At 67.9% G+C, this 24,556-nt stretch carries 24 protein-coding genes; 7 read left to right on the top strand and 17 right to left on the bottom strand.

Features of this window, described 5'->3' with window-relative positions; genetic code table 11:
* Positions 1 to 56: 56 nt before the first annotated feature.
* The 6 genes from QSJ95_RS22445 to QSJ95_RS22420 form a co-directional block, all read right to left on the bottom strand.
* Complete coding sequence (locus QSJ95_RS22445) at positions 57 to 710, bottom strand: HAD family hydrolase (protein ID WP_285645398.1); 654 nt, start codon at positions 708 to 710, stop codon at positions 57 to 59.
* Positions 710 to 1,705, bottom strand: a complete 996-nt coding sequence (locus QSJ95_RS22440) for an ABC transporter ATP-binding protein (RefSeq protein ID WP_285645395.1) — start codon at positions 1,703 to 1,705, stop codon at positions 710 to 712. Before QSJ95_RS22440 ends, QSJ95_RS22445 begins: the two co-directional genes overlap by 1 nt.
* Positions 1,702 to 2,490: an ABC transporter permease gene (locus QSJ95_RS22435; protein WP_285645393.1), complete on the bottom strand. Its 789-nt coding sequence runs from the start codon at positions 2,488 to 2,490 to the stop codon at positions 1,702 to 1,704. The genes QSJ95_RS22440 and QSJ95_RS22435 overlap by 4 nt, the downstream gene beginning before the upstream one ends.
* The gene (locus QSJ95_RS22430; RefSeq protein WP_043271058.1) at positions 2,474 to 3,316 is read right to left on the bottom strand and encodes an ABC transporter permease; all 843 of its coding nucleotides are present in this window, start codon (positions 3,314 to 3,316) and stop codon (positions 2,474 to 2,476) included. Before QSJ95_RS22430 ends, QSJ95_RS22435 begins: the two co-directional genes overlap by 17 nt.
* A complete protein-coding gene (locus tag QSJ95_RS22425; protein WP_043271056.1) occupies positions 3,313 to 4,122 on the bottom strand; it encodes an alkaline phosphatase family protein in 810 nt (269 codons plus the stop codon). Before QSJ95_RS22425 ends, QSJ95_RS22430 begins: the two co-directional genes overlap by 4 nt.
* Positions 4,123 to 4,185: 63 nt before the next feature.
* Positions 4,186 to 5,244, bottom strand: a complete 1,059-nt coding sequence (locus QSJ95_RS22420; protein WP_009620524.1) for an ABC transporter substrate-binding protein — start codon at positions 5,242 to 5,244, stop codon at positions 4,186 to 4,188.
* Positions 5,245 to 5,593: 349 nt separating this feature from the next.
* On the opposite strand from QSJ95_RS22420, the gene QSJ95_RS22415 reads away from it, so the two are divergent.
* Positions 5,594 to 6,310, top strand: coding sequence for a UTRA domain-containing protein (locus QSJ95_RS22415; protein ID WP_009620522.1), 717 nt, complete (start codon positions 5,594 to 5,596; stop codon positions 6,308 to 6,310).
* A gap of 323 nt (positions 6,311 to 6,633) precedes the next feature.
* Here the strand turns inward: QSJ95_RS22415 and QSJ95_RS22410 are convergent, their stop codons facing one another.
* The 6 genes from QSJ95_RS22410 to minC form a co-directional block, all read right to left on the bottom strand.
* Complete coding sequence (locus QSJ95_RS22410) at positions 6,634 to 7,923, bottom strand: M18 family aminopeptidase (protein ID WP_285645389.1); 1,290 nt, start codon at positions 7,921 to 7,923, stop codon at positions 6,634 to 6,636.
* Positions 7,924 to 8,790: 867 nt separating this feature from the next.
* Positions 8,791 to 9,369 carry a class I SAM-dependent methyltransferase gene (locus QSJ95_RS22405; protein WP_285645387.1) on the bottom strand — a complete coding sequence of 193 codons (579 nt, stop codon included), beginning with the start codon at positions 9,367 to 9,369 and terminating at the stop codon, positions 8,791 to 8,793.
* A 12-nt stretch (positions 9,370 to 9,381) separates the two neighbouring features.
* Positions 9,382 to 10,017, bottom strand: coding sequence for an RluA family pseudouridine synthase (locus QSJ95_RS22400; protein ID WP_285645386.1), 636 nt, complete (start codon positions 10,015 to 10,017; stop codon positions 9,382 to 9,384).
* A gap of 66 nt (positions 10,018 to 10,083) precedes the next feature.
* Entirely contained in the window at positions 10,084 to 10,338 is a 255-nt protein-coding gene (gene minE, locus QSJ95_RS22395) for a cell division topological specificity factor MinE (RefSeq protein WP_009620516.1), read from the bottom strand.
* Positions 10,335 to 11,150 carry a septum site-determining protein MinD gene (gene minD / locus QSJ95_RS22390; RefSeq protein ID WP_009620514.1) on the bottom strand — a complete coding sequence of 272 codons (816 nt, stop codon included), beginning with the start codon at positions 11,148 to 11,150 and terminating at the stop codon, positions 10,335 to 10,337. Before minD ends, minE begins: the two co-directional genes overlap by 4 nt.
* A gap of 61 nt (positions 11,151 to 11,211) precedes the next feature.
* Positions 11,212 to 12,081, bottom strand: coding sequence for a septum site-determining protein MinC (gene minC / locus QSJ95_RS22385; protein WP_009620512.1), 870 nt, complete (start codon positions 12,079 to 12,081; stop codon positions 11,212 to 11,214).
* Between the two features lie 158 nt (positions 12,082 to 12,239).
* On the opposite strand from minC, the gene QSJ95_RS22380 reads away from it, so the two are divergent.
* Both QSJ95_RS22380 and QSJ95_RS22375 read left to right on the top strand, forming a co-directional pair.
* On the top strand, positions 12,240 to 13,169 hold the full coding sequence (locus QSJ95_RS22380; RefSeq protein WP_285645383.1) for a lipid A biosynthesis lauroyl acyltransferase: 930 nt from the start codon (positions 12,240 to 12,242) through the stop codon (positions 13,167 to 13,169).
* 72 nt (positions 13,170 to 13,241) lie between these two features.
* Positions 13,242 to 14,423: a patatin-like phospholipase family protein gene (locus tag QSJ95_RS22375; RefSeq protein WP_285645382.1), complete on the top strand. Its 1,182-nt coding sequence runs from the start codon at positions 13,242 to 13,244 to the stop codon at positions 14,421 to 14,423.
* Between the two features lie 497 nt (positions 14,424 to 14,920).
* Here QSJ95_RS22375 and QSJ95_RS22370 read toward each other — a convergent pair whose 3' ends face one another.
* The 4 genes from QSJ95_RS22370 to QSJ95_RS22355 form a co-directional block, all read right to left on the bottom strand.
* Positions 14,921 to 15,778, bottom strand: coding sequence for a pirin family protein (locus QSJ95_RS22370; RefSeq protein WP_285645381.1), 858 nt, complete (start codon positions 15,776 to 15,778; stop codon positions 14,921 to 14,923).
* A 110-nt stretch (positions 15,779 to 15,888) separates the two neighbouring features.
* Complete coding sequence (locus QSJ95_RS22365; protein WP_009620504.1) at positions 15,889 to 16,719, bottom strand: MlaA family lipoprotein; 831 nt, start codon at positions 16,717 to 16,719, stop codon at positions 15,889 to 15,891.
* On the bottom strand, positions 16,720 to 18,066 hold the full coding sequence (gene mlaY, locus QSJ95_RS22360) for a lipid asymmetry maintenance lipase MlaY (RefSeq protein WP_285645379.1): 1,347 nt from the start codon (positions 18,064 to 18,066) through the stop codon (positions 16,720 to 16,722).
* Between the two features lie 110 nt (positions 18,067 to 18,176).
* Positions 18,177 to 18,662 (bottom strand): GNAT family N-acetyltransferase, encoded by a 486-nt coding sequence (locus QSJ95_RS22355; RefSeq protein WP_009620500.1) that lies wholly within the window; start codon positions 18,660 to 18,662, stop codon positions 18,177 to 18,179.
* 174 nt (positions 18,663 to 18,836) lie between these two features.
* Between QSJ95_RS22355 and QSJ95_RS22350 the strand changes: the two genes are divergently transcribed.
* Positions 18,837 to 19,208 carry a hypothetical protein gene (locus tag QSJ95_RS22350; protein ID WP_074981602.1) on the top strand — a complete coding sequence of 124 codons (372 nt, stop codon included), beginning with the start codon at positions 18,837 to 18,839 and terminating at the stop codon, positions 19,206 to 19,208.
* A gap of 1 nt (position 19,209) precedes the next feature.
* On the opposite strand, the gene QSJ95_RS22345 is transcribed toward QSJ95_RS22350, so the two are convergent.
* Entirely contained in the window at positions 19,210 to 20,793 is a 1,584-nt protein-coding gene (locus QSJ95_RS22345; RefSeq protein WP_285645376.1) for a glycoside hydrolase family 17 protein, read from the bottom strand.
* A gap of 276 nt (positions 20,794 to 21,069) precedes the next feature.
* Between QSJ95_RS22345 and QSJ95_RS22340 the strand changes: the two genes are divergently transcribed.
* From QSJ95_RS22340 to QSJ95_RS22330, 3 genes are all read left to right on the top strand, one after another.
* On the top strand, positions 21,070 to 21,927 hold the full coding sequence (locus QSJ95_RS22340; RefSeq protein ID WP_064583910.1) for a glycine betaine ABC transporter substrate-binding protein: 858 nt from the start codon (positions 21,070 to 21,072) through the stop codon (positions 21,925 to 21,927).
* A 631-nt stretch (positions 21,928 to 22,558) separates the two neighbouring features.
* Positions 22,559 to 22,870 (top strand): DUF485 domain-containing protein, encoded by a 312-nt coding sequence (locus QSJ95_RS22335; protein ID WP_024128557.1) that lies wholly within the window; start codon positions 22,559 to 22,561, stop codon positions 22,868 to 22,870.
* Positions 22,867 to 24,522: a cation acetate symporter gene (locus tag QSJ95_RS22330; RefSeq protein WP_285645371.1), complete on the top strand. Its 1,656-nt coding sequence runs from the start codon at positions 22,867 to 22,869 to the stop codon at positions 24,520 to 24,522. Before QSJ95_RS22335 ends, QSJ95_RS22330 begins: the two co-directional genes overlap by 4 nt.
* The last annotated feature ends 34 nt before the right edge of the window (positions 24,523 to 24,556 follow it).

Raw genomic sequence — 24,556 nt, 5'->3', positions numbered from 1 at the left:
CCGCGATTTCGCGCGCAGGGCGCGCTCCTACAGGGGAATGGCGTTTCCTGGTGGACTCAGCGCCAGGCGAGGATTTCCCAGCCGTGCTTTTCCGCCTCGCCGCGCAGCACCGGGTCGGGGTTGACCGTGTGCGGGTTGCCGACGCGGCGCAGCAGCGGCAGGTCGTTGCGCGAGTCGGAATAGAAGTGCGCGGCGGCCAGCGGGTTTTCGTCGCCGCCCAGCCAGTCGAGCAGGCGGACGATCTTGCCGTCGCGGTAGGTCAGCACGCCCTGGGTGCGGCCGGTGTAGTGGCCGTCCACTACCTCCAGGTCGATGGCCAGCACGTCCTGGATGCCGATGCGCTCGGCGATCGGCTGCACCAGGTGCACGCCGGAGGCGGAGATCACCAGCGGGCTGTCGCCGGCGGCGCGGTGGCGCGCCAGGGTGCGGCAGGCGTCGTTGTAGATCAGCGGTTCGATGACGTCCTCGACGTAGGCCTCCACCTCCCGCTCCACTTCCTCGACACTTCGCCCGGCCATGGGCTCCAGGCTGAAGGCCATGTAGGCCTCCATGGACAGTTCGCCCAGGGCATAGCGCGCCATCAGCTCGGCGTCGCGGCGGATGAAGGATTCGCCGTCGACCCAGCCCAGCTCGGCCATGCGCCGGCTCCACAGGCTGGCGCAGTCGCCGTCGATGAGGGTTTCGTCAAGGTCGAAGATCACCAGGGCCATCAGGCCACCTCCCGGATGCTTTCATGATCGATCGCCAGCGCCAGTTGTCTGCCGGCCGGATAGAGACGTTCCGCGCTGCGGTTGAGCACGTCCACCGTGAGTTCGACGCCGTTGGCCCGTACCCGGTAACGGATGACGTTGCCCAGCAGGCTGTGGGACAGCACTTGGGCGGCGATGCCGTCGCCCGCATCCAGGCTCAGGCGCAGGGATTCCGGGCGGATCGCCACCTGCCCGGCGAAGGGCCGGCCGAGCAGGCGGCCGGCCTGCTCGGCGTCGAGCAGGTTGTAGTTGCCGATGAAGCCGGCGGCGAAGGCGTCGGCCGGCGCGGTGTAGAGGGTTTCCGCGTCGCCGCTCTGGACGATGCGCCCGGCGTTCATCAGCACGATGCGGTCGGACAGCGTCAGCGCCTCCTCCTGGTCGTGGGTGACGAACACCGTGGTCAGCTGCAGCTCCTGCTGGATGCGCCGGATCTGCTCGCGCAGGTGCTTGCGGATGCGCGCGTCCAGCGCCGACAGCGGCTCGTCGAGCAGCAGCAGGCGCGGGCGGGTGACCAGCGAGCGGGCCAGGGCCACGCGCTGGCACTGGCCGCCGGAGAGCTGGTGCGGGTAGCGCGCGGCGTACTGGCCCAGCTCGACCATCTCCAGCACCTCGGCCACCCGGCTGGCGGCCTCCGCGGCCGGCACCTTGTGCATGCGCAGGCCGAAGGCGACGTTCTGCTGCACGGTCATGTTGGGGAACAGCGCGTAGCTCTGGAACACCATGGCGATGCTGCGCTTCTGCGGCGGCAGCGGCACCAGGTCCTGGCCGTCGACCAGGATGCGCCCGCTGTCCACCGCGGTGAGCCCGGCGATGCAGCGCAGCAGGGTGGACTTGCCACAGCCGCTGGGGCCGAGCAGGGTGACGAACTCGCCGCGCCGGGCGGCGAAGTCGATGTCCTGGAAGACCTGGGTGTCCCCGAAGCTCTTGTCCAGGCGTTCGACGCTGAGGAAGCTCATGTGCGGTCCTTGTTCAGGCGGTTGGCGGCCCAGGTCAGCAGCAGGATGAAGAGGAAGTAGGAGACCACCACCGCGCTGGTGTAGTGGCCGCTGCTGTTGCGCATGTTGTTGAGGAAGACCTGCAGCGTCTCGTAGCGGGTGCCGACCAGCAGGTTGGCGAAGACGAACTCGCCGATGAGGAAGCTGAAGGACAGGAACAGCGCCACCATCAGGCCCTTGCGCAGGTTCGGCAGCACCACCAGCAGGGCTGCCTGCCAGGTGCTGGCGCCCAGCAGCTGGGCGGCGTCCATCAGGTCGTGCAGGTTGATCGCCTGCAGGTTGTTGCCGATGGCCCGGTACATGAACGGCAGGGCGATGGTGAAGTAGCAGCCGATGAGGATCCAGGGCGTGCCGGTCAGCGGCAGGGGGCCTGCGGCATACAGCTGCAGCAGGCCCACCGAGGAGACCACCGGCGGCACCGCGAAGGGCAGCAGGATGAGCACGTTCATCAGCGCGTCCAGGCGCGGGTAGTGGTAGTGCACCACGAACATCAGCGGCAGGATCAGCAGCACGCTCAGCAGCAGCGCGCCGAAGCACACCAGCAGCGACTGGCCGAAGGCGGCGAGGAAGCGCGGGTCGGTCCACAGCGCCAGGTACCACTTCAGCGTCAGTCCGTCGGGCAGCACGCTGGCCGACCACTGGGTGGCCAGGGAGTAGAGCAGGGTGGCGGCCAGCGGCAGCAGCAGGATCAGGAACAGGGCCCAGACCACCAGGCGGTGGTACAGCGGGCTAGCGTTTCTGGACATGATAGCTCCGCCGCAGCAGCCACTGGTGGGCCAGGGTGATGACGGTCATCAGCCCGACCAGGATCATCGCCAGGGCGCTGGCCATGTTCGGGTCGAGGAAGACGTCGCCGGAGACCAGGCCGGCGATGCGGATCGGCACCACGTTGAAGTTGCCGGTGGTCAGCGAGTAGACGGTGGCGTAGGCGCCCAGGGCGTTGGCCAGGAGGATGACGAAGGTGCCCAGCAGCGCCGGCGTCAGCACCGGGATGCCGATGTGCCGCCAGAACTGCCAGTGGTTGGCCCCCAGCAGCGCCGCCGATTCGCGCCAGTCCTCGCGCAGGGCGTCGAAGGCCGGGTAGAGCAGCATCACCCCCAGGGGAATCTGGAAGTAGGTGTAGAGGATGATCAGGCCGGTCTTGGAGTAGAGGTTGAAGTCCTCGATCAGCCCGGCCTGCTTGAGCAGCAGGGTGATGGCGCCGTTGAAGCCGAGGATGATGATGAAGGCGAAGGCCAGCGGCACCCCGGCGAAGTTGCTGGTCATGTTGGCGAAGGCCATGACGAAGTCGCGCAGGCGGCTGTCCACCTGGCGCAGCGAATAGCTGCCGAGCACGGCGATGGCCAGGCCGATCAGGCTCGACCACAGGGAAATCTCCAGGCTGTAGCGGATCGCTTGGCGGTAGAAGGGCGAGGCGAATATCTCGGCGAAGTTGCCCAGGCCCCAGGCGTCCTCGCTGCGCAGGCTGTTGATCGCCACCCACAGCAGCGGGGCGATCTGGAAGGCGAAGAAGAACAGCGCGAAGGGCAGCAGGCAGAGCAGGGCCAGGCGCTTTCCGCGGTTCGCGCTCATGGCCGCAGCAGCCCTTGGCAGACCGGCTTGTCGTGGGGCGCGCCGAGGATTTCGCAGAGGCTGCCGCACAGCTCGACCTGGCGCGGGCGCACCTGGTCGTCGAGGCTGAAGGCCTCGCCGAAGACGAACAGCGGCACCTCGCGCTCCTCGGGGAGGATGCCGCCGTGGGTATGGTCGTCGTTCATGCCGTGGTCGGCGGTGACCATCACCTGGTAGCCGGCGGCCAGCCACTGGTGCAGGTATTCCGAGAGCAGCGCGTCGGCCTGGCGCGCGGCGTTGCGGTACTGGGCGCTGTTCAGGCCGTGGCGGTGGCCGGCGTCGTCGATGTTCATCGGGTGCGCCAGCAGCACGTCGGGCTTGTGGCGGCGGCGCAGGTGCTCGGCGTCGGCCAGCAGATGCGAGTCGGGGTAGTGGTCGGTCCAGTAGAAGTGGCCGAACTGAATCGGCAGCGCCGCGTCCTCGGTGTGGCGGTCGCGGGCCGCGTCGAAGGGCGAGCGGTTGTACAGCTCGCTGACCCAGTGGTAGGCCGCCGCCGCGGTGCTCAGGCCGGCGTCGCGGGCGTAGTGGAACAGGCTGCGCTCCTTCGACAGGCGCGACACCTGGTTGTGCAGGATGCCGCTGTCGATGGGCGCGACGCCGGTGAGCAGGCATTCGTAGAGCGGCCGCGACAGCGACGGCAGCTCGCACTGCAGGCGGTAGAGGCGGCCGCGGCCGGCGTTGCAGAGCGCCTGCAGGTGGCCCATGCAGTCATGGGCGACGCCGTAGTTGAGGCCGTCGAGAATGACCAGGATGACGGGACGGGACATCGTAGCTGCCTGTGTCGGGGAAACCGGAACGGGCGCCCCGGCCGTGGCCGGGGCGGCGCCGCGTCACTGCATGTTGATGATCACGTTCTCCTGCCACATGCGCGGCAGGCGCTTGGAGGTCGCTTCCCAGGCCTGGCCATCCTTGATCGGCTGGGCCTTGGCGTACTGCTCGTTGGGCAGCAGCTTGGCCTTGACCTCGGCCGGCAGTTGCAGGTGCTCGGCGCGGATCGGCCGGGCGTTGCCCTTGGCCAGGTTGATCTGCCCGGCGTCGCTGAAGATGTACTCGCGGGCCAGCTTGGCGGCGTTGGGGTGCTTGGCGTACTTGTTGATGATGGTGGTGTAGCCGGAGATCACCGAGCCGTCGGAGGGGATCAGCACCTCGAAGCGGCTGGGGTCGATCTGGTCGCGGTAGCTCAGGCCGTTGAAGTCCCAGACGATGCCGACTTCCACCTCGCCTTTCTCCAGGGTGTTGATCACCGGGTTGGTCAGCGACAGGCGGCCCTGCTTGGCCAACTGGGCGAAGAACTCCAGGCCCGGCTTGATGTTCTTCTCGTCGCCGCCGTTGGCGATGGCCGCGGCGAGCACGCCGTTGACCGCCTGGGCCGCGCTGCTGACGTCGCCGATGGTGACCTTGTACTTGCCCTTGAGCAGGTCGGCCCAGCTGCGCGGCACGTCCTTGACCAGTTGCTTGTTGACGATGAAGGCGATGGTCCCGGTGTAGGCCAGGGCCCAGTGGCCGTCCTTGTCCCTGGCCCAGTCCGGGACCTGGTCCCAGGTGCTCGGCTTGTAGGGCTGGCTGACGTCCTGTTGCACGGCGATGGGGCCGAAGGCGGCGCCGACGTCGCCGATGTCGGCGCTGGCGTTCTCGCCCTCGGCCTTGAACTTGGCCAGCTCCTGGGCCGAGCTCATGTCGGTGTCCATGTGCTTGAGCCCGTACTTGCTCTCCAGGTCCTTCCAGGTGTCCTTCCAGTTCGCCCAGCTGTCGGGCATGCCCACGCTGTTCACCTGGCCTTCCTTGCGCGCGGCCTGTTCCAGCGCCTGCAGGTCGGCCTCGGCGGCCATGGCGGTCGCGCTGCCCAGGGCAATCGCGGTTCCCAGCAGTGAAGCAAGCAAGCGTTTCATTCGGTGCTCCTTCGGTCATCGGGTTTGGCAGTCGGGCCCGCACCCCGACGAGGGTACGGCGCGTCGCTGGTCTAGATCAGCAAGACCCAGGCCAATCTACGAAGCGGGCATGACAATTTCGTGTCCGGGCGGCGGCCGATCGTTCGGCAGGCAGCGCCCGGATACAGCCTAGACCATGCACAAGACCTTGATGCGCCGGGGCTATGCCGGGCCCGGGAGCTGGCATGGGGCCTGCTTGCCATGGCATTGTCACCGGACGGTCACCGGCGATTCCTACAGTGGAAGCTGCCGCCGGTTGCGGTGAAGTGCCCCAGCTTGGGGCTGGTCTAGTCCAAAAGAGGGAAACAGCATGCGCGACGAGGCGCTACCGACGGTGACGGCGATCTGCCGGGCGCTGCTGGAACAGATCGACAGCGGCCTGCTGCCGGCCGGCGGCAAGCTGCCAGCGGAGCGGCGCCTGAGCGAGCTCTTCGACACCACGCGCATCACCCTGCGCGAGGCGCTGACGCAGCTGGAAGCCCAGGGCCTGATCTACCGCGAGGAGCGCCGCGGCTGGTTCGTCTCGCCGCCGCGGCTGCTGTACAACCCGCTGGTGCGCAGCCACTTCCACGCGATGGTCGCCGGCCAGCAGCGGGTACCGGCCACCGAGGTGCTGTCGGCGCGCCAACTGCCGGCCAGCCCGGCGATCTGCGCGCACCTGGAGCTGCCGGCGCTGTCCAGCGTCTACCAGATCCGCCGCGCACGAAGGGTGGACGGGCGCTTGGTGCTGTACGTGGAGCACTACCTGAACCCGGCCTATTTCCCTGGCATCCTCGACAGCGACCTGCGCCAGTCGCTGACCGATCTCTACGCCAGCCGCTACGACATCCGCTACGGCCGCGTGCGCTTCGACATGGTCCCCACCGCCCTGCACGGCGAAGCCGCCAGCGCCCTGCGGGTGGCCGAGGGCAGCCCGGCGCTGCGCATCACCCGCATCAACCGCGACCAGCACGGCCGGGTGATCGACTGCGACCTGGAGTTCTGGCGGCACGACGCCATTCATGTGAGCGTGGAAGTGCCGGATTGACGGCGTGGGGCTCTTCGTAGGAGCGAGCTTGCTCGCGAACCCGGACCTTCGTGCGTTTGGTTGACCTTCGCCCCCTCTCCCCAGCCCTCGGCTGCGCGCCCCGCCCTGAAGGGAGAGGGGGCTTGTCCGTGCCGAGAAAGGTGATGGTTTCCGCCGGAAGCCACTGCGCTAGCCGGCTAACGCCATAACATCAAACCCTGCCCAACGGTCCCCTCTCCCTTCAGGGAGAGGGTTAGGGAGAGGGAACAGAGCTCACCCCGAACATCGGAGTGCCCGGGAAACGCCGTTCGCGAGCAAGCTCGCTCCTACGAAAAGCCGCAGCCTCAAGGCAACTCGGCACTGCCATAGAACGCCCCCAGCACCTTGGCCAGGTAGCGCAGGTCGTGGCTGCCGGCCAGTTCGCGGATGCTGTGCATGGCGAAGGTCGGCAGGCCGATGTCGACGGTGCGCACGCCCAGCTGGCTGGCGGTGATCGGGCCGATGGTGGAGCCGCAGCCCATGTCGCTGCGGGTCACGAAGCTCTGCACCGGCACTTCGTTCTCCAGGCACAGGTGGCGGAAGTAGCCGGCGGTCTCGCTGCTGGTGGCGTAGCGCTGGTTGCTGTTGACCTTGATCACCGGGCCGCCGTTGAGCAGCGGGCCGTGGTTGCCGTCGTGCTTGTCGGCGTAGTTGGGGTGCACGCCGTGGGCGTTGTCGGCGGAGACCAGCAGCGAGCGCTGGATCACCCGCACGAAGGTGTCGCCGTCGGGCAGCAGGCGGCGCAGCACCTGCTCCAGGAAGGGGCCGTCGGCGCCGCAGGCCGAGCAGGAGCCGACTTCCTCGTGGTCGGTGCAGACCAGCACCGCGCTCTGCTCGTCGCCACTGTCCAGCAGGGCTTCCAGGCCGGCGTAGCAGGACAGCAGGTTGTCCAGGCGGGCGCCGGCGATGAACTCGCCGCCCAGGCCCACCACCGCGGCGCGCTGGGTGTCGTAGAAGCTCAGTTCGTAGTCGAGGATGGCGTCGGCGATGATGCCGTGCTCGTTCTGCAACTGCTCGCCGAGCAGGTCGCGGAAGTCGCGGGTCTCGCCGGCGGCCAGTTGGGCGAGGATCGGCGGCAGTTCGGTCTGCGCGTTGATCGCCCAGCCCATGTTGGCCTCGCGGTTGAGGTGGATGGCCAGGTTGGGGATCACCGCGATGGGCGCGCGGAAGTCGATCAGGCGGCTTTCCACCTTGCCGGCCAGGCGGAAGGTGACGCGCCCGGCCAGGGACAGGTCGCGGTCGAACCAGGGCGCGAACAGGGCGCCGCCGTAGACCTCGACGCCCAGCTGCCAGTAGCCCTTGCGGGCCAGTTCCGGGTTCGGCTTGACGCGCAGGCAGGGGCTGTCGGTGTGCGCGCCGACCAGGCGCAGGCCGTGCTCCAGCGGGGCGTTGCGGCCGAGCTTGAAGGCGATCAGCGAGGAGTCGTTGCGCGTCACGTAGTAGCGCCCACCGGCCTCGGTGCGCCAGGCGTCGCGCTCGTCGAGGCGCTGGTAACCGGCCTCCTCGAGGCGCCGGGCGAGGCTGGCTGTGGCGTGGAAAGGCGTCGGCGAGGCCGCGAGGAAATCGATCAGGCCCTGGTTGAGATCTGCACGCATGGGAAACTCCGGACAACGATGGGCGGAAGTTTATCGCAAATGGCGGGGGCGGCGGGGCTGTGGCAGTGCCGGCGGGGATTCATCGCGGACTCCGTCCGCGATTCGCGCGCAGGGCGCGCTCCTACAGGGGAATGGTGCGGGTGGGGCGGCGTAGGAGCGGATCTCATCCGCGAATCGCGCCGGGACGTCCGGCTATCGCGGACAAGGTCCGCTCCTACGGGGGACGCCATGCCTCACGGTGAATTGTAGGAGTGGGCCCTGCCCGCGATTCGCGCGCAGGGCGCGCTCCTACATGGGAATGGTGCGGGTGGGGCGGCGTAGCGGATCTTATCCGCGAATCGCGCCGGGACGTCCGGCTATCGCGGACAAGGTCCGCTACGGGGGGCACCATGCCTCACGGTGAATTGTAGAAGCGGGCCCTGCCCGCGATTCGCGCGCAGGGCGCGCTCCTACAGGGGAATGGTGCGGGTGGGGTGGCGTAGGCGGATCTCATCCGCGAATCGCGCCGGGATGTCCGGCTATCGCGGACAAGGTCCGCTACGGGGCACCATGCCTCACGGTGAATTGGAGCGGGCCCTGCCCGCGAAATCGCGCGCAGGGCGCGCTCCTACATGGGAATGGTGCGGATGGGGCGGCGTAGGAGCGAATCTTATCCGCGAAACGCGCCGGGACGTCCGGCTATCGCGGACAAGGTCTGCTCCTACGGGGGCACCATGCCTCACGGTGAATTGTAGGAGCGGGCCCTGCCCGCGATTTCGCGCGCAGGGCGCGCTCCTACAGGGGAATGGTGCGGGTGGGGCGGCGTAGGAGCGGATCTCATCCGCGAATCGCGCCGGGATGTCCGGCTATCGCGGACAAGGTCCGCTCCTACGGGCGTCGTGCCACCACGGCGAAGATATGCCAGTGCTTGGTACCACCGACGGCGGTCTTGCCTTGCCATTCGTGTTCTTCGAAGCGCAGCGTTTCCCAGCCTTGGAAAAGGGCTTGCGCGGCTTCGCGGGTGTGGAAGCTCATGCCGTCGCGCCCCTGCCACTGGTCGCGCTCGCCGAAGAAGTGCCCGGCGAACAATCCGCCACGCTCCAGGGCAGCCTCGATGCCTTGCCACAGGCGCGGAAAATCGGCAGGCGGGCAGAAGGGCAGGGCGAAGCTGCTGTTGATCAGCTGCGCGTTGGGCAGGGCGGTGTCCTGGAAGCGTTCGCAGCGGGTTCGCAGGCGTTCGGCCTGGCCTGCGGATAAGCCTTCCGTCAGGTGACGCAGGCCGGCGGCATTGCTGTCGATCGCCAGCACCCGCCAACCCTGGCGCAGCAGCTCATGGGTGTCGCGTCCCGAGCCGCAACCCAGGTCCAGGGCCAGGCCGGGCGCGCAGTGCCAATGCTCCAGCGCTTGCATCAGCGACGGATGGGGCGGGGCGCCGCGGGTTGCCCGGTGGAAGTCTTGCCGGTCCATGGCGGTTCCCGCTCAGAACGGCGCCGGCGACTCGAAGCGCAGGCGCTCGCCGCTCTGCGGGTGGGTCAGGCACAGCAGGCTGGCGTGCAGGCACAGGCGGTCGCGCAGGGCCAGGGCTTCGCCCTCGGCGTAGAGGCGGTCGCCGAGCAGCGGGTGGCCGATGGACAGCATGTGTACGCGTAGCTGGTGCGAGCGGCCGGTGATCGGCGTCAGCTCGACTCTTGCGTACTGGCCGCAGCGTTCCACCACGCGCCAGAAGGTCAGGGCGTGGCGGCCGTGCTCGTGGTCGACGATGTGCCGAGGCTTGTTCTCCGGGTCGTAGCGCAGCGGCAGTTCGATGCGCCCGCTGTCCAGCTCCGGTTCGCCCCAGCACAGGGCGGTGTAGGCCTTTTCGGTCTCGCGGTCGTGGAACTGCCGGGACAGCTCGCGGTGGCTGTCGGCGTCGCGGGCCAGGACCATCAGGCCGGAGGTTTCCCAGTCCAGGCGGTGGACGATGCGTGCCTCCGGGTAGCCGTTTTCCTGCAAGCGGGTGACCAGGCAGTCCTTGTTGTCCTCGGCGCGGCCGGGCACCGAGAGCAGCAGGGTGGGCTTGTTCACCACCAGCAGGGCGGCGTCCTGGTGGACGATCTGGATGTTCGACAGCGGCATGGGGCCTCGACAGCGGCTAGAAATGACTGCGGCGGCCGAGGCCGCCGCAGTTCACTCCGGGAACGATCAACGTTCCGGCAGAGTGATGTTGAGTTCCAGGATCGAGCAGCTGCCCTGGTTGGCCAGTTCCACCTGGACCTGTTCCTGGTCGATCGGCACGTATTTGCGGATCACTTCCAGCAGGTCTTTCTGCAGCTGCGGGAGGTAATCCGGTTGCGAACGGTTGCCGCGCTCGTGGGCGACTATGATCTGGAGTCTTTCCTTCGCGATGGACGCGCTGTTCGGCGCTTTCCGGCTGCGAAAGAAGTCTAAAAGGCTCATTCACGTCCTCCGAACAGTCGTTGCAGGAATCCTTTCTTCTGCACATCGAGGAACCGATGTGGCATCTCTTTGCCCAGCAGGCGGTCGACCGCGTCGCTGTAGGCCTGGCCGGCGTCGCTCTGCTCGTCGAGGATGACCGGCACGCCCTGGTTCGAGGCCTTGAGCACGGCCTGCGACTCGGGGATCACGCCCAGCAGGCGGATCGCCAGGATTTCCTCGACGTCTTCCACGCCGAGCATCTCGCCCTTGGTGACGCGCTCGGGGTTGTAGCGGGTCAGCAGCAGGTGTTCCTTGATCGGCTCCTCGCCCTTCTCGGAACGCGCCGACTTGCTGGCCAGCAGGCCGAGCATGCGGTCGGAGTCGCGCACCGAGGAGACTTCCGGGTTGGTCACGACGATCGCCTCGTCGGCGAAGTACATGGCCAGGTGGGCACCCTTCTCGATGCCGGCCGGGGAGTCGCAGATGATGTATTCGAAGTTCTGCTTGAGTTCTTCCATGACCTTGCCGACGCCTTCCTGGGTCAGGGCGTCCTTGTCACGGGTCTGGCTGGCGGCCAGAACGAACAGGTTCTCGAGGCGCTTGTCCTTGATGAGGGCCTGGGTCAGCGTGGCTTCGCCGTTGATGACGTTGACGAAGTCATAAACCACGCGGCGTTCGCAGCCCATGATCAGGTCGAGGTTACGCAGGCCCACGTCGAAGTCGACGATGACGGTCTTGTGGCCGCGCAGGGCCAGGCCGGTGCCGATGGCGGCGCTGGTGGTGGTTTTACCGACGCCACCCTTACCGGATGTGACTACGAGGATCTTGGCCAAGGTGATTCACCCCAAAGAAAAAACGAAGAGTTCTGGTCCCTGAAATTCGCGGCAGTATCCGTTAAAGGCGGGTGATGTTCAACACGTCTCCCGACAGGCTGACGTGTACCGCCTGCCCCCATTGCGGACTGCGCCTAAGGTCTTCTGCCACCTTGTAATTCCCGGCGATCGAGACTAGTTCGGCACCCAGTTGCTGACAGAAGATTCGCGCGCTGGTGTCGCCCTTGACGCCGGCCAGGGCACGACCGCGCATCGGACCGTATACGTGGATGTTGCCGTCGGCGAGAAGTTCCGCACCGGGGCTCACGGGGGCGAGCACGATGAGGTCGCCGCCGGCGGCGTAGATCTGCACGCCGCCGCGTACCGGGGTGGTCACCAGTTTAGTCGGACGGACGGCCGGGGCGGCGGGTTCGGCAGCCTTTTCAGAGGTCTTTTCAGGGGCTTTTTCAGGCGCCTTGTCCGCCGTCTTGCCGTTGGCCTTGTCGATGGCTTTTTCGACCACCGGTTCGGCCAGCTTCTCGCTGCGCGGGCGGCGCACTATGCCTTCGTTCGCCGGGGCCGCCGCGGCGTCCCGGGGTTCCAGCGGGCGGTCGCGGGAGCCGGAGGGCGGCAGCACCGGGATGTCCAGCATGGTCGCCAGGCGCAGGTCTTCCTCGCGGTTGGCGCGGATGGCCAGGGTGCGCAGGCCGTGGCGGCGGCAGATGTCCAGCACGCCCTGCAGGTCGAGCTGGCCCTCGCCGTCGGGCAACTTGTCCAGGGCCAGCACCAGCGGGGTGTCGCGGAAGAAGTTGGGAGCCTGGGCGACCTTGTCGGCGAGCTGACGGTCCAGGCGCGACAGGTCGTTGTGCGCCAGTTCCAGCACGGTGACGGCGAGCATGCTGCCCTTGAGCTGGAAAACGGGATCTTGGTCGAGGAGGTCGGCTTGGCTCATGGTCGCACTGCATCGCTAAATGGCCTCGACTTATAGCGAACCCTCCCGGCAGCCGCAAGCCTGGCGCGGGGCCAGGTGCGATAGTGGCACCGGGGCGGCGGCGCAAAGGCGGCGCTCGCGGTAGAATGCCGCCTTTGCCTGTCATTTCGGAACCCTCCATGGATCGTCCCAGCTTTCGTCCCGCCTTCCTCCATCCGCGCTACTGGCCGCTGTGGCTGGGCCTGGGCGCGCTGTGGCTGGTGGTGCAGCTGCCCTATCCGGCGCTGCTGGCGCTGGGGCGCGGCCTGGGCGCGCTGATGTACCGCGTGGTCGGCAGCCGCCGGGCGATCGCCGCGCGCAACCTGGAACTGTGCTTCCCCGAGCTGTCCGCCGCCGAGCGCACCCGGCTGCTCAAGGCCAACTTCGCCTCCACCGGCATCGCCTTCTTCGAGATGGCCATGAGCTGGTGGTGGCCCCGCGCGCGCCTGGCCAGGCTCGCTCATATAGAAGGCCTGGAGCACCTGCGCCAGGCCCAGACCGAAGGCAAGGGCGTGATCCTCATGGCCATGCACTTCACCACCCTGGAGATAGGCGCGGCGCTGCTGGGCCAGGTGCAGACCATCGACGGCATGTACCGCGAGCACGACAACCCGGTGTTCGACTACGTGCAGCGCCGCGGCCGCGAGCGGCACAACCTGGACGCCAGCGCCATCGAGCGCGAGGACGTGCGCGCCATGCTCAAGGTGCTGCGCGCCGGGCGCGCCATCTGGTACGCCCCGGACCAGGACTACGGCGCCAAGCAGAGCCTGTTCGTGCCGCTGTTCGGCATCCAGGCCGCCACCGTCACCGCCACCACCAAGTTCGCCCGCCTGGGCCGCGCGCAGGTCATGCCCTTCACCCAGACGCGCCTGGCCGACGGCTCCGGCTACCGCCTGGTGGTGCACCCGCCGCTGCAGGACTTCCCCGGCGAGAGCGAGGAGGCCGACTGCCTGCGCATCAACCAGTGGGTGGAAGCCGAGATCCGCCAGCAGCCCGAGCAGTACCTCTGGGCCCACCGCCGTTTCAAGAGCCGCCCGGAAGGCGCGCCGAAGCTCTACGACAAGCGCTGAGCGCGGCGGCCGGCTTTACCGCGGCGAGCGGCGCTGCATACTCAAATGCAGGACGCATCCAGGACTCCGGTCGTGACTGAATCTGCCGTTCCCCAATCCCCCCAGGCCGTCACCGGCCTCATCCTCTCCGGCGGCGGCGCCCGCGCCGCCTACCAGGTGGGCGTGCTGGCGGCCATCGCCGAGCTGCTGCCGGAGGGCGCGGCCAATCCCTTCCCGGTCATCGTCGGCACCTCGGCCGGCGCCATCAACGCGGTGGGCCTGGCCTGCGGCGCGCTGTCCTTCCGCGAGGCCATCCACAGCCTGACGCGGGTGTGGAAGGGCTTCCACACCGGCCAGGTGTACCGCGCCGATTTCACCGGGGTGCTCGGCCAGGCCCTGCGCTTCCTCGGCCACAGCCTGCTGGGCCTGGGCCGGCGGCGGCCGGTGGCGCTGCTCGACAGCACGCCGCTGCGCCACCTGCTGGCCCGCGAGATGGACTTTTCCGGCATCAGCGCCGCCCTGCAGCAACGCAAGCTGCGCGCGGTGGCGGTGACCGCCTTCGGCTATGACTCCGGGCAGGCGGTGACCTTCTACCAGGGCCGCGCCACCATCGAGCCCTGGCTGCGCCACCGGCGCATCGGCGTGCCGACGCGGCTGCACCTGGAGCACCTGCTGGCCAGCTCGGCGATCCCGCTGCTGTTCGCCCCGGTGCGCATCAAGCGCGAGTACTACGGCGATGGCGCGGTGCGCCAGCAGGCGCCGATCAGCCCGGCGCTGCACCTGGGCGCCAACCGCGTGCTGGTGATCGGCGTCAGCGGCAACCCGATGCGCAACGACCCCAACGAAGGCGCCGGCCAGGCCAGCGGGCGGCCGCCGACCCTGGCGCAGATGGGCATCCACCTGCTCAACAGCACCTTCATCGATAGCCTGGAGGGGGATATCGAGGTGTTGCAGCGCGTCAATTACCTGGGCTCGCTGGTGCCCCAGGAGCGCCGCTGCCACGAAGCGGGACTGCGCGAGGTGGAAGTGCTGCTGGTGTCGCCGTCGCGGCCGCTGGACGAGATCGCGGCCAAGCACCGCAAGGAACTGCCCTGGGCGGTCCGCCTGTTCCTGCGCAGCCCGGGCGCGACGCGGGCGAGCGGGGCGGGGGTGCTGAGCTACCTGCTGTTCGAGCGCGGCTATTGCCACGAGCTGATCCGCCTGGGCTACAAGGATGCGATGGACAAGCGCGCGGAGCTGGTGCGCTTTCTTGGGCTGGAGGAGCATTGCCTGTAGGGTGGGGCAGCGTAGGAGCGGACCTTGTCCGCGATAGCCGGAGGTTCCGGCGCGATTCGCGGATAAGATCCGCTCCTACGCTGCCCCACTCACGCCGTATCCATGTAGGAGCGCGCCCTGCGCGCGAAATCGCGGGCAGGGCCCGCTCCTACAGGTTGCCGGGGGCACGGTATTCCTCCCCCGTAGGAGCGGACCTTGTCCGCGATAGCCGGAGGTTCCGGCGCGATTCGCGGATAAGATCCGCTCCTACGCTGCCCCACCCATGCCGTAACCATGTAGGAGCGCGCCCTGCGCGCGAAATCGCGGGCAGGGCCCGCTCCTACAGGTTGCCGGGGGCACGGTATTCCTCCCCCGTAGGAGCGGACCTTGTCCGCGATAGCCGGAGGTTCCGGCGCGGTTCGCGGATAAGATCCGCTCCTACGCTGCCTCACCCTCGCCGTATCCATGTGGGCGCGCCCTGCGCGCGATTTCGCGGGCAGGGCCGCGACCCCGGCGGCTCAGACCGCCAGCACGCCATCCCGGTAATCGCGCAGGGCCTGTTCGATCTCCTCGCGGCTGTTCATCACGAAGGGCCCGTATTGCACGATCGGCTCGTCCAGCGGCTTGCCGGCCAGCAGCAGGACTCGCGCGCCCTGGTCGCTGTGCAGCTTCACCGCGTCGCCTTCGCCCAGGCGCGCCAGGCGGTTAGTGCCGACCTCGCCGCCGCGCTCGGCCTGCACCTGCAGGCTGCCTTCGTAGACGTACAGCAGCGCGCGGTGGCTGTTCGGCAGATTGAGGCCGATGTCGGCGCCGGCCGGCAGCTTCAGGTCGTAGTAGTGCGGTTCGGTGTCCGGGCGCTGCACGGCGCCGTCGAGTTGCGCCTGGCCGTCGTCGAAGCGCCCGGCGATCACCGTCACTTCCACGCCGTTGGCGGTGGTGGTGCGCGGTACGTCTTGCGGCTCGATGTCGCGGTAGCCGGCCGGGCCGAGCTTGCTCTTGCCGGGCAGGTTCAGCCACAGCTGGAAGCCGCGCATGGCGCCGTGCTCCTGCTCGGGCATCTCGCTGTGGATGATGCCGTGGGCGGCGGTCATCCACTGCACGCCGCCGGGCTTGAGCAGGCCCTCGTTGCCCAGGTGGTCGCGGTGGCGCATGCGCCCTTCGAGCATGTAGGTCACTGTCTCGAAGCCGCGGTGCGGGTGGTCGGGGAAGCCGCCGATGTAGTCGTCGGGGTTCTGGGTGTCGAACTGGTCGAGCATCAGGAAGGGATCGAAGCGTTCGATGCCCGGGCCGCCGATCACGCGGGTTAGGCGCACGCCGGCGCCGTCGGAGGCGGGGTGGCCGATGTGCAGGTCGATCAGGTTGCGCAGCTGGGTCATGGGGGACCTCCTCGTTCAGGCATGGAGGCCATGGTAGTCCCGCCGATTGAATGAATGGTTGCGAGTTTTGCGGGCCGAATATCGAATTTGTCGATATTCGGCCCGCCCACTCATTCGCCGATCTGCAGCTTGCGCGCCTCGGTATAGAAGTAGCGCAGCTTCTCGTACTCGAAGGGCGTGTTCATCTGCCCGTAGCGGAAGCTGTTGCTGTAGCGCCGGTCGATGACCTCCAGGGTGGGGATTTCCCAGTAGTCGCCGCTGGCGCTGGCCACGCCCAGGTAGTCCACCTGCTGGCCGGCGACGAAGTCGGTGACCAGCCCGCCGGTGTCGCGCAGGTTGGACGGGCCGAGGATCGGCAGCATCAGGTAGGGGCCGGCGGGCACACCGTAGAAGCCGAGGGTCTGGCCGAAGTCCTCGGGTTGCCGCGGCAGGCCCATGCGGGTGGCCGGGTCCCACAGGCCGAGCACGCCGAAGGTGGTGTTGAACAGCAGCCGCGCGGTGGTGTTCATGGCCCGCTTGCCCTTGAACTGCAGCAGGCTGTTGAGCAGGCTCGGCACCTCGGCGATGTTGCTGAAGAAGTTGCTCACGCCGCTGCGCACGAAGCGTGGGGTGACGTACTCGTAGCCGTGCACCACGGGCAGGAACACCCACTCGTCGAAGCGGTAGTTGAAGTGGTAGACGCGGCGGTTCCACGACTCCCAGGGGTCGTAGACGTTGAGCGCGCTGAGGGTGGCGCGTTCGAACTCGCGCTGGTCCAGGCCGGGGTTGAACTTGAGCGCGTCCAGCGGGTGCTTGAAGCCGTCGGCGTCGGGCGTCAGCTGCACCTGCCTGGCGGCCGAGGGCGGCACGGCGGGCGCCGGGCCGAGGTCGGAGGCGTTGTCGGCGTGGGCCAGCGCGCTGCCCAGCAGCAGGGCCAGCAGCCAGGGGGATCGGCGGGTCATCTAGCGCTTTCCTGTGTCGGCGGCGGCCTGCAGGGTGGCGTCCTGGCCGCGGAAGAAGTCCAGCATGTCCTGGGCGTTGACCCGGTAGTTGAGGTTGCCGCAATGGCCGCCCAGCGGGTACAGCGTCAGCCGGTCGCCGAAGGTGCGGCGCAGGAAGCCGATGTCGCCGGGGCCGAGGATGACGTCGTCGGCGTTGTGCATCACGGCGATCTTCGGCGTGTCGTGCAGGTACTGCTGCAGGGCGTACAGGCTGGTCTGCTGGATCAGCTGCGGCAGGCTGCCGCCGCCATGGCGCTTGCGCCACATGGGGATCAGCTGCTCGACCATGTAGCAGTCGAAGTCGCATTGCAGCGCGCGCTTGAAGAAGGGTTCCAGGCTGGTGCCCTCGTTGATCGGGTAGTGCGGCGGGGTGACCAGCCCGCGCTGGTTGATCAGGTCCGAGGTGAAGGCGATGTCGGCGGACGAGAAGCGGAAGCTCGTGCCGATCAGCATGGCCATCTCTTCGTTGGTCAGGTGCTGCCTGGAGTGCTGGAAGTCGTAGAGGAAGGCATCGTTGAGGTCGATGTAGCCCTTCTGCTGGAAGTAGCGCGTCAGTTTGCCGAGCACCAGTTGGTAGTAGGTCCTGGAGTCGGTGATGCCTTTGACCTGGGTCTGCACCAGGCGGTCGAGGTTGCTCACCGAGGTGTAGAGGTTCACCGGCGGGTTGAGCAGCAGCACGCGCTTGAAGTTGAAGCTGCGGCGGGTTTCGTCGAGGTGGCTGACGAAGGCCGCGTGCAGCGCGCCGAGGCTGTAGCCGGTGAGGTAGTAGCCGGTGACCGGCAGGCTCGGGTGCTGGGCGCGCACCGCCTGCATCACCCGGTACAGGTCGTCGGCGTCGTCGGGGCTGTAGCCGGGGGTGGCGCGCATCGAGGCGCCGGCCATGAAGTCCCAGCTGGTCGGCGAGGAAATCTGCACCACGTGGTAGCCGGCGCCGTAGAACAGGCGCTTGAGGTACTCCGGGGTGCTGCTGAGGTAGCTGGCGCCGGTGCCGGCGATGATGAACACCAGCGGCGCGGGGTGGTCCTGGCGGGCCAGGCGGTAGTGCAGCTTCTTCACCGGCCAGAAGTTGTCCGGCAGCTGGAATTCGCGTTCCGGGCGCAGCTTGAGGGCGTAGTCGTGCTGGTCGATGTCGGCATCGTCCGGCAGTTGCGGGCGCAGTTCCGCCGGGGTGGTGGCGATGGTCGCTTCGAAGGGGTTGCCCAGGGGGTAGCCGTAACTGGCCGGGTCGACATCCCTGGCGAGCGCCGGACCTGCGAAGCCCATGACGAGGCTGCCGAGCAGGGCAGCCACGCGCGTAAGCAGAGGCATGCGGTGGATTCCTTTCAGTAGGACGCGAAATGCAGTGAAACCGAGCACTGTGACAAGTGCAAGTTCTACAAGTGCTGTAGGACGCGTCCGGAATCCTCCAGGGTGGTCGTTCAGTCGCGCCGGCCGAGGCGGGCGAGGGCATCGCCGGCCAGGCGGTAGACGGTCCATTCGTCCAGGGGCACGGCGCCCAGGCTGCGGTAGAAGCCGATGGCCGGTTCGTTCCAGTCCAGCACCGACCACTCCAGGCGCCCGCACTTGCGTTCCACCGCCAGGCGCGCCAGTTCGCTCAGCAGCGCCTTGCCCAGGCCCAGGCCACGGGCGCTGGGGCGCACGTAGAGGTCTTCGAGGTAGATGCCGGGCTGGCTCAGCCAGGTGGAGTAGTTGTGGAAGAACAGCGCGAAGCCGGCGCCGACGCCGTCCACCTCGCCGATCAGCACCTCGGCGTAGGGGCGCGGGCCGAACAGGTGCTCGTGCATGCGCCCGGCGTCGGCCTTGTTCTCGTGGGACAGGCGTTCGTAGTCGGCCAGCTCGGCGATCAACTCGAGGATCAGCGGGACGTCGTCGGGGCGGGCGGGGCGCAGCTGGATGCGGGACATGCTCATCTCCTGGTGAAGCGGACCGCCGAGCATGCCGTGCCGGCCCGGCGCTGGCAACCTCGGCGGTGGGTTATGCGCAACGGCTGCAGCCGCCCACGCCAGGGGGCCTGTGCCTCTTGCATCGCCCCCCGCGCTGGTTATGCTGGGCGCCCTTCGCCCGCGGAAAATGGCGCCATGCCCTCACGTTCATCGCTGATCCTGCTCTGCCTCGTCGCCCTCTGGCTGGCCGCCTGCTATGGCGTGCGCTTCGGCCTGCTGGAAAACGGCAGTTGGGTGGACGTGTGCGCCGACGATGCGGCGCTGTGGGCGTGCCAGGCGCGCTCCGGGCTGGGCCTGCTGATCCATTTCGGGGTGTTCGGCCAGGCGGCGCTGGCGGCGTCCGTGCCGGCCTTTCTGCTGCCAGGGCGCATCGGCTGGTGGCTGGCGGCCCTGGCGCTGTTCGTCGGCCTGCTGGCGCTGGTGTTCTACAGCGTGAGCATGGCGGTGTTCGCCGTGGTGCTGGCCGGGCTGCGCCTGGTGCGCCAGCCGCGCCCGGCGCGGGCCTGAATCAGGCGGCCGGGGCCGAGGCTGCGGCCGTCACGCACCTTTCCTGGCGCAGGCCGCGCCACAGGGCGCCGGCGAGCAGCAGGGCGATCCCCGCCCAGATCAACGCCTGGCGGTTGCCCAGCCCTTCCAGCACGAGTTGCGGGACGATGCCCGCGGCGATCAGCAGCGCCAGCAGGCTAGCCTCGCGGCGTGGCGCGGTCGCCGGCCGGCAGAGGTAGACCAGCGCCGGGAACAGCAGCGCCGCATTGGGGAAGTTGCGGTAGCGCGCGTCGAACACCAGGGCCAGCATCCACACCGCGCCGGCGAAGCCGCTGGCCAGCAGCCACCAGCCGCCGCGGGCTTCCAGCCAGGCCAGCAGGCGTGCGCGCCAACCGGCCCCGGCGCCCAGCGCCAGGGAGAGGTGCAGCAGCACCAGCAGGTTGAGCAGCACCAGGTAGGCCGCCCACAGCCATTCGTCGAGGAAGGTGCAGATCACTTGGGCCTGGGCGCCCCACAGGCCGACGCAGGCAGCGCCGAGGGCGGCGGCCAGCGGTTGCAGCAGGGCGTCACGGGCGTGGGCCGGGCGGCCGCCGAGCAGCAGGGCGGCGCCCCACAGCGCCAGCGACAAGGTCAGCCAGCGCGGCCAGTCCGGCTGGTTGGAAACCGGCCCGGCGAGCACGTTCTTGTCCTGCCGGTCGGCGTCGAACAGGCCCCAGTAGCCGCCCACGGCGCCTTCGATGCGGCGCTTCCACGGCTGGTCGAAGGCCTCGATCAGGTTGTAGCGCCAGCCGTGTTCCTCGGCCAGGCGCACGAAATCGCGGATGTAGCGCGCCTCGTTGACGCGGCTGGGCAGGGCGGTCTGGCGCTGGCGGCCCTCGCTGGGCCAGCCGGTCTCGCCGATCAGGATGGCCTTGCCGGGGAAGGCCTGGTCGAAGCGCCGGCGGATGTCCGCGACGTGCTCCAGGGCGCCGTCGATGCCGCTGGGCTGGTTGTCCCAGTAGGGCAGCAGGTGCAGGGTGATGAAGTCGACGCCGCCGGCCAACTGCGGGTGCTTGAGCCAGTATTCCCAGACCTCGGCGTAGGACACCGGCTGGCGCACCTGGCTCTTCACCCGCGCCAGCAGGCCTTCGAGGTACTTGCTGGTGACCTCCTGGCGCAGCAGCGTCTCGTTGCCGACGATTACCGCCTGGACCACGTCGGGGTAGGCGTTGGCCGCCGCTATCAGCTTCTGCACCTCGCGTTCGCTGTCGGCGGGGATGGCGTTGATCCAGGCGCCGAGGATCAGCTTCAGGCCATGCTTGCGGGCCAGCTCGGGAATGCCCTCCAGGCCGCTCATGGAATAGGTGCGCACGCAGGTGAAGCGCGTCGCCAGCAGCGCCAGGTCGGCGTCCATCTGCGCCGGGCGCAGGGTGAAGGGCTGGTCGAAGGGCGACTGGTCCTTGCCGAAGGGGCTGTAGGAGGCGCACTGCAGCTTGTGCGTGGGGCCGGCGGCGTCGGGCAGGACGATGGCGCGGCCTTGCAGGTACCAGGTGGCGCAGAGGGCAAGGGTGGCCAGGAGCAGACCGAGACAGTAGGCTGAAAAAGGATGGCGCTGGAATCTGGGCATGGGCGCAGTGCTTTCGAGCAGGTCGCGCATCTTAGCAATGCCCCGCCTCCGGCGTCTGCGCAGACGAGCGTGGGATGGCTCTCTGGCATCAGTGGGGGACACGAGCATGTCGTAAATGCTCCGTGGTTGTCGTAATTGGACAGTCGTTGTCGCGTACCGGCAGGTTGCGCGTCGTTCTCGGAGCAGCCCGCCAGCCCCTCGCGCAGATGATGGAGGGGCGGCCAAGACCGTCCCGGAGCGCTCGTTCCGGTGAACCTAGAACAAGGGGAGACTCTTATGCGAATGATGCGACGACTGATGGGCCTGGGTGCGGGGCTCGTGCTGTCGGCGGCAGCGGGCCTGGCTGGTGCGGCGGCCAAGCCGGAGATCACCATCGGCTACGTGGATGGCTGGTCGGACAGCGTGGCGACCACCCACGTGGCCGCCGAAGTGATCCGCGAGAAGCTCGGCTACCCGGTCAAGCTGATGCCGGTGGCGGCCGGGATCATGTGGCAGGGCGTGGCCCGCGGCAAGCTCGACGCCATGCTCTCGGCGTGGCTGCCGGTGACCCACGGCGCCTACTACGCGAAGATGAAGGACCAGGTGGTCGACCTGGGCGTCAACTACCCCGGGGCGAAGATCGGCCTGATCGTGCCGGAGTACGTCAAGGCCAACAGCATCGAAGACCTCAAGGCGATGAAGGACGACTTCGGCGGCCGCATCGTCGGCATCGACGCCGGTGCCGGGGTGATGCTCAAGACCGACCAGGCGATCAAGGACTACGGCCTGGACTACAAGCTGGTGGCCAGCTCCGGCAGCGGCATGATCGCCGAGCTGACCCGCGCCGAGAACGACAAGAAGGCGGTGGCGGTGACCGGCTGGATTCCGCACTGGATGTTTGCCAAGTGGAAGCTGAAGTTCCTCGATGATCCGAAGAAGGTCTACGGCGAGGAAGAGCACGTCGACAGCGTGGCCAACCCGGCGCTGGAGAAGAAGGCCCCGGAAGTCTGGGCGCTGCTGAAGAAGCTGCAGTGGAAGGACGGCGCGGAGATCGGCCAGGTGATGCTCGCTATCCAGGACGGCGCCAAGCCCGAGGCGGCGGCCAAGCAGTGGGTGGCCAGCCATCCGGACCGGGTGAAGGAGTGGACGCAGTAAGGCTTTGCCTGGCCTGGCGGTAGGTTGCTGCCGGGTCGGTGGAGGTTGTGAGGAGAGCCGCTTCCCTTTTGGGGGAAGCGGCTTTTTTGTTTGTTGGGGGCTGTTCGTGCCACCGGGGCGCCTGGCGTGGCCGGCGAATCCAATCGCGGACAAGGTCCGCTCCTACGCCCGGCCTTCCTGGAACTGAGCGGGCCCTGCCCGCGATTTCGCGCGCAGGGCGCGCTCCTACATGGGAATGGTGTGGGTGGGCGGCGTAGGAGCGGCTCCTACGAAGAGCCCCACGGCGTGGCCGGCAAGGCTCAACCCATCCTACGAAAATCACCCTGGCGCGGTCGGCAAATGACGGGAGTGGAGGAGGGTGCCGGACTGGCAAGCCACTCCGAACGGCCCCCTCTCCCTCTGGGAGAGGGCTGGGGTGAGGGCGCCCTTGAACCCAGCACCATAACTCCCGGCAAACCCCATTCGCGAGCAAGCTCGCTCCTACAGGTACCTCCGCCATTTCTGCGCCGAAGGCTCTAGCCAGCACCTCCCAGCCCGCTACGACTAAAGTCGTCTGGAGGCCTTGCACCAGAGTCCTAAAGTGGGGATCGACGACATCCGCGTCATCCCCCGCTGTGAGGACAAGAACAAAATGAACGACAGCATCTACCAGCGGATTGATACCAATCCGCGCTTCAAGGAACTGGTGGCCAAACGCGAGCGATTCGCCTGGCTGCTCTCACTGATCATGCTGGGCCTGTACGTGGCCTTCATCCTGCTGATCGCATTCGAACCACAAGTGCTGGGCACCAAGGTGAGCCCCGATTCCTCGGTGACCTGGGGCATTCCCCTGGGCGTCGGGCTGATTCTGTCCGCCTTCGTCCTCACCGGCATCTACGTGCGCCGCGCCAATGGCGAGTTCGACCGCCTGAACCAGGAAGTCCTCAAGGAGGTCCAGCAATGATCGCCCGCCTGTTCGCGGCCCTCGGCCTGGCCGCCTTCGCCCCCGCCCTCTGGGCCGACGCCCTGACCGGCGATGTGCAGCGCCAGCCGATCAACGTCTCGGCGATCGTCATGTTCGTCGCCTTCGTCGGCTTCACCCTGTGCATCACCTACTGGGCCTCCAAGCGCAGCAAGTCGGCCGCCGACTTCTACACCGCAGGCGGCAGCATCACCGGCTTCCAGAACGGCCTGGCGATCGCCGGCGACTACATGTCCGCCGCGTCCTTCCTGGGGATTTCCGCGCTGGTGTTCACCTCCGGCTACGACGGCCTGATCTACTCCATCGGCTTCCTCGTGGGCTGGCCGATCATCCTCTTCCTGATCGCCGAGCGCCTGCGCAACCTCGGCAAGTACACCTTCGCCGACGTGGCCTCCTACCGCCTCAAGCAGAAGGACATCCGCACCCTGTCCGCCTGCGGCTCGCTGGTGGTGGTGGCCTTCTACCTGATCGCGCAGATGGTCGGCGCCGGCAAGCTGATTGAACTGCTGTTCGGCCTGAACTACCACGTCGCGGTGGTCATGGTCGGCATCCTGATGGTGCTCTACGTGCTGTTCGGCGGCATGCTGGCCACCACCTGGGTACAGATCATCAAGGCCGTGCTGCTGCTGTGCGGCGCTTCCTTCATGGCGATCATGGTGCTCAAGCACGTCAACTTCGACATCAGCGCGCTGTTCTCCGAAGCCATCAAGGTACACCCCAAGGGCGAGGCCATCATGAGCCCCGGCGGCCTGGTGAAGGACCCGATCTCGGCCTTCTCCCTGGGCTTCGCGCTGATGTTCGGCACCGCCGGCCTGCCGCACATCCTGATGCGCTTCTTCACCGTCAGTGACGCCAAGGAAGCCCGCAAGTCGGTGTTCTTCGCCACCGGTTTCATCGGCTACTTCTACATCCTGACCTTCATCATCGGCTTCGGCGCCATCGTGCTGGTGAGCACCAACCCGGCCTTCAAGGACGCCGCCGGCGCCCTGATCGGCGGCAACAACATGGCCGCCGTGCACCTGGCCGACGCCGTGGGCGGCAGCCTGTTCCTCGGCTTCATCTCCGCGGTGGCCTTCGCCACCATCCTCGCGGTGGTCGCCGGCCTGACCCTGGCCGGTGCCTCGGCGGTGTCCCACGACCTGTACGCCAGCGTGATCAAGGGCGGCAAGGCCAACGAGAAGGACGAGCTGCGCGTGTCGAAGATCACCACCGTCGCTCTGGGCGTGGTCGCGATCGTCCTCGGCATCCTGTTCGAGAAGCAGAACATCGCCTTCATGGTCGGCCTGGCCTTCTCCATCGCCGCCAGCTGCAACTTCCCGGTGCTGCTGCTCTCGATGTACTGGAAGAAGCTGACCACCCGCGGCGCCATGATCGGCGGCTGGCTGGGCCTGATCACCGCGGTGGTGCTGATGATCCTCGGCCCGACCATCTGGGTGCAGATCCTCGGCCACGAGAAAGCCATCTACCCGTTCGAATACCCGGCGCTGTTCTCCATGGCCGTGGCCTTCGTCGGCATCTGGTTCTTCTCCATCACCGACAAGTCGGCGGCGGCGGACGAGGAGCGCGCACGCTTCTTCCCGCAGTTCATCCGCTCGCAGACCGGCCTGGGCGCCAGTGGCGCAGTAGCCCACTGATGCCTCGCGGCTGACCCGACGAAGCCGGAGGCTC

This window comes from Pseudomonas sp. NBRC 100443 (genome assembly GCF_030268185.1).
GTDB lineage: Bacteria > Pseudomonadota > Gammaproteobacteria > Pseudomonadales > Pseudomonadaceae > Pseudomonas > Pseudomonas citronellolis.
This window is presented reverse-complemented; position numbering and strand designations above follow the sequence as displayed.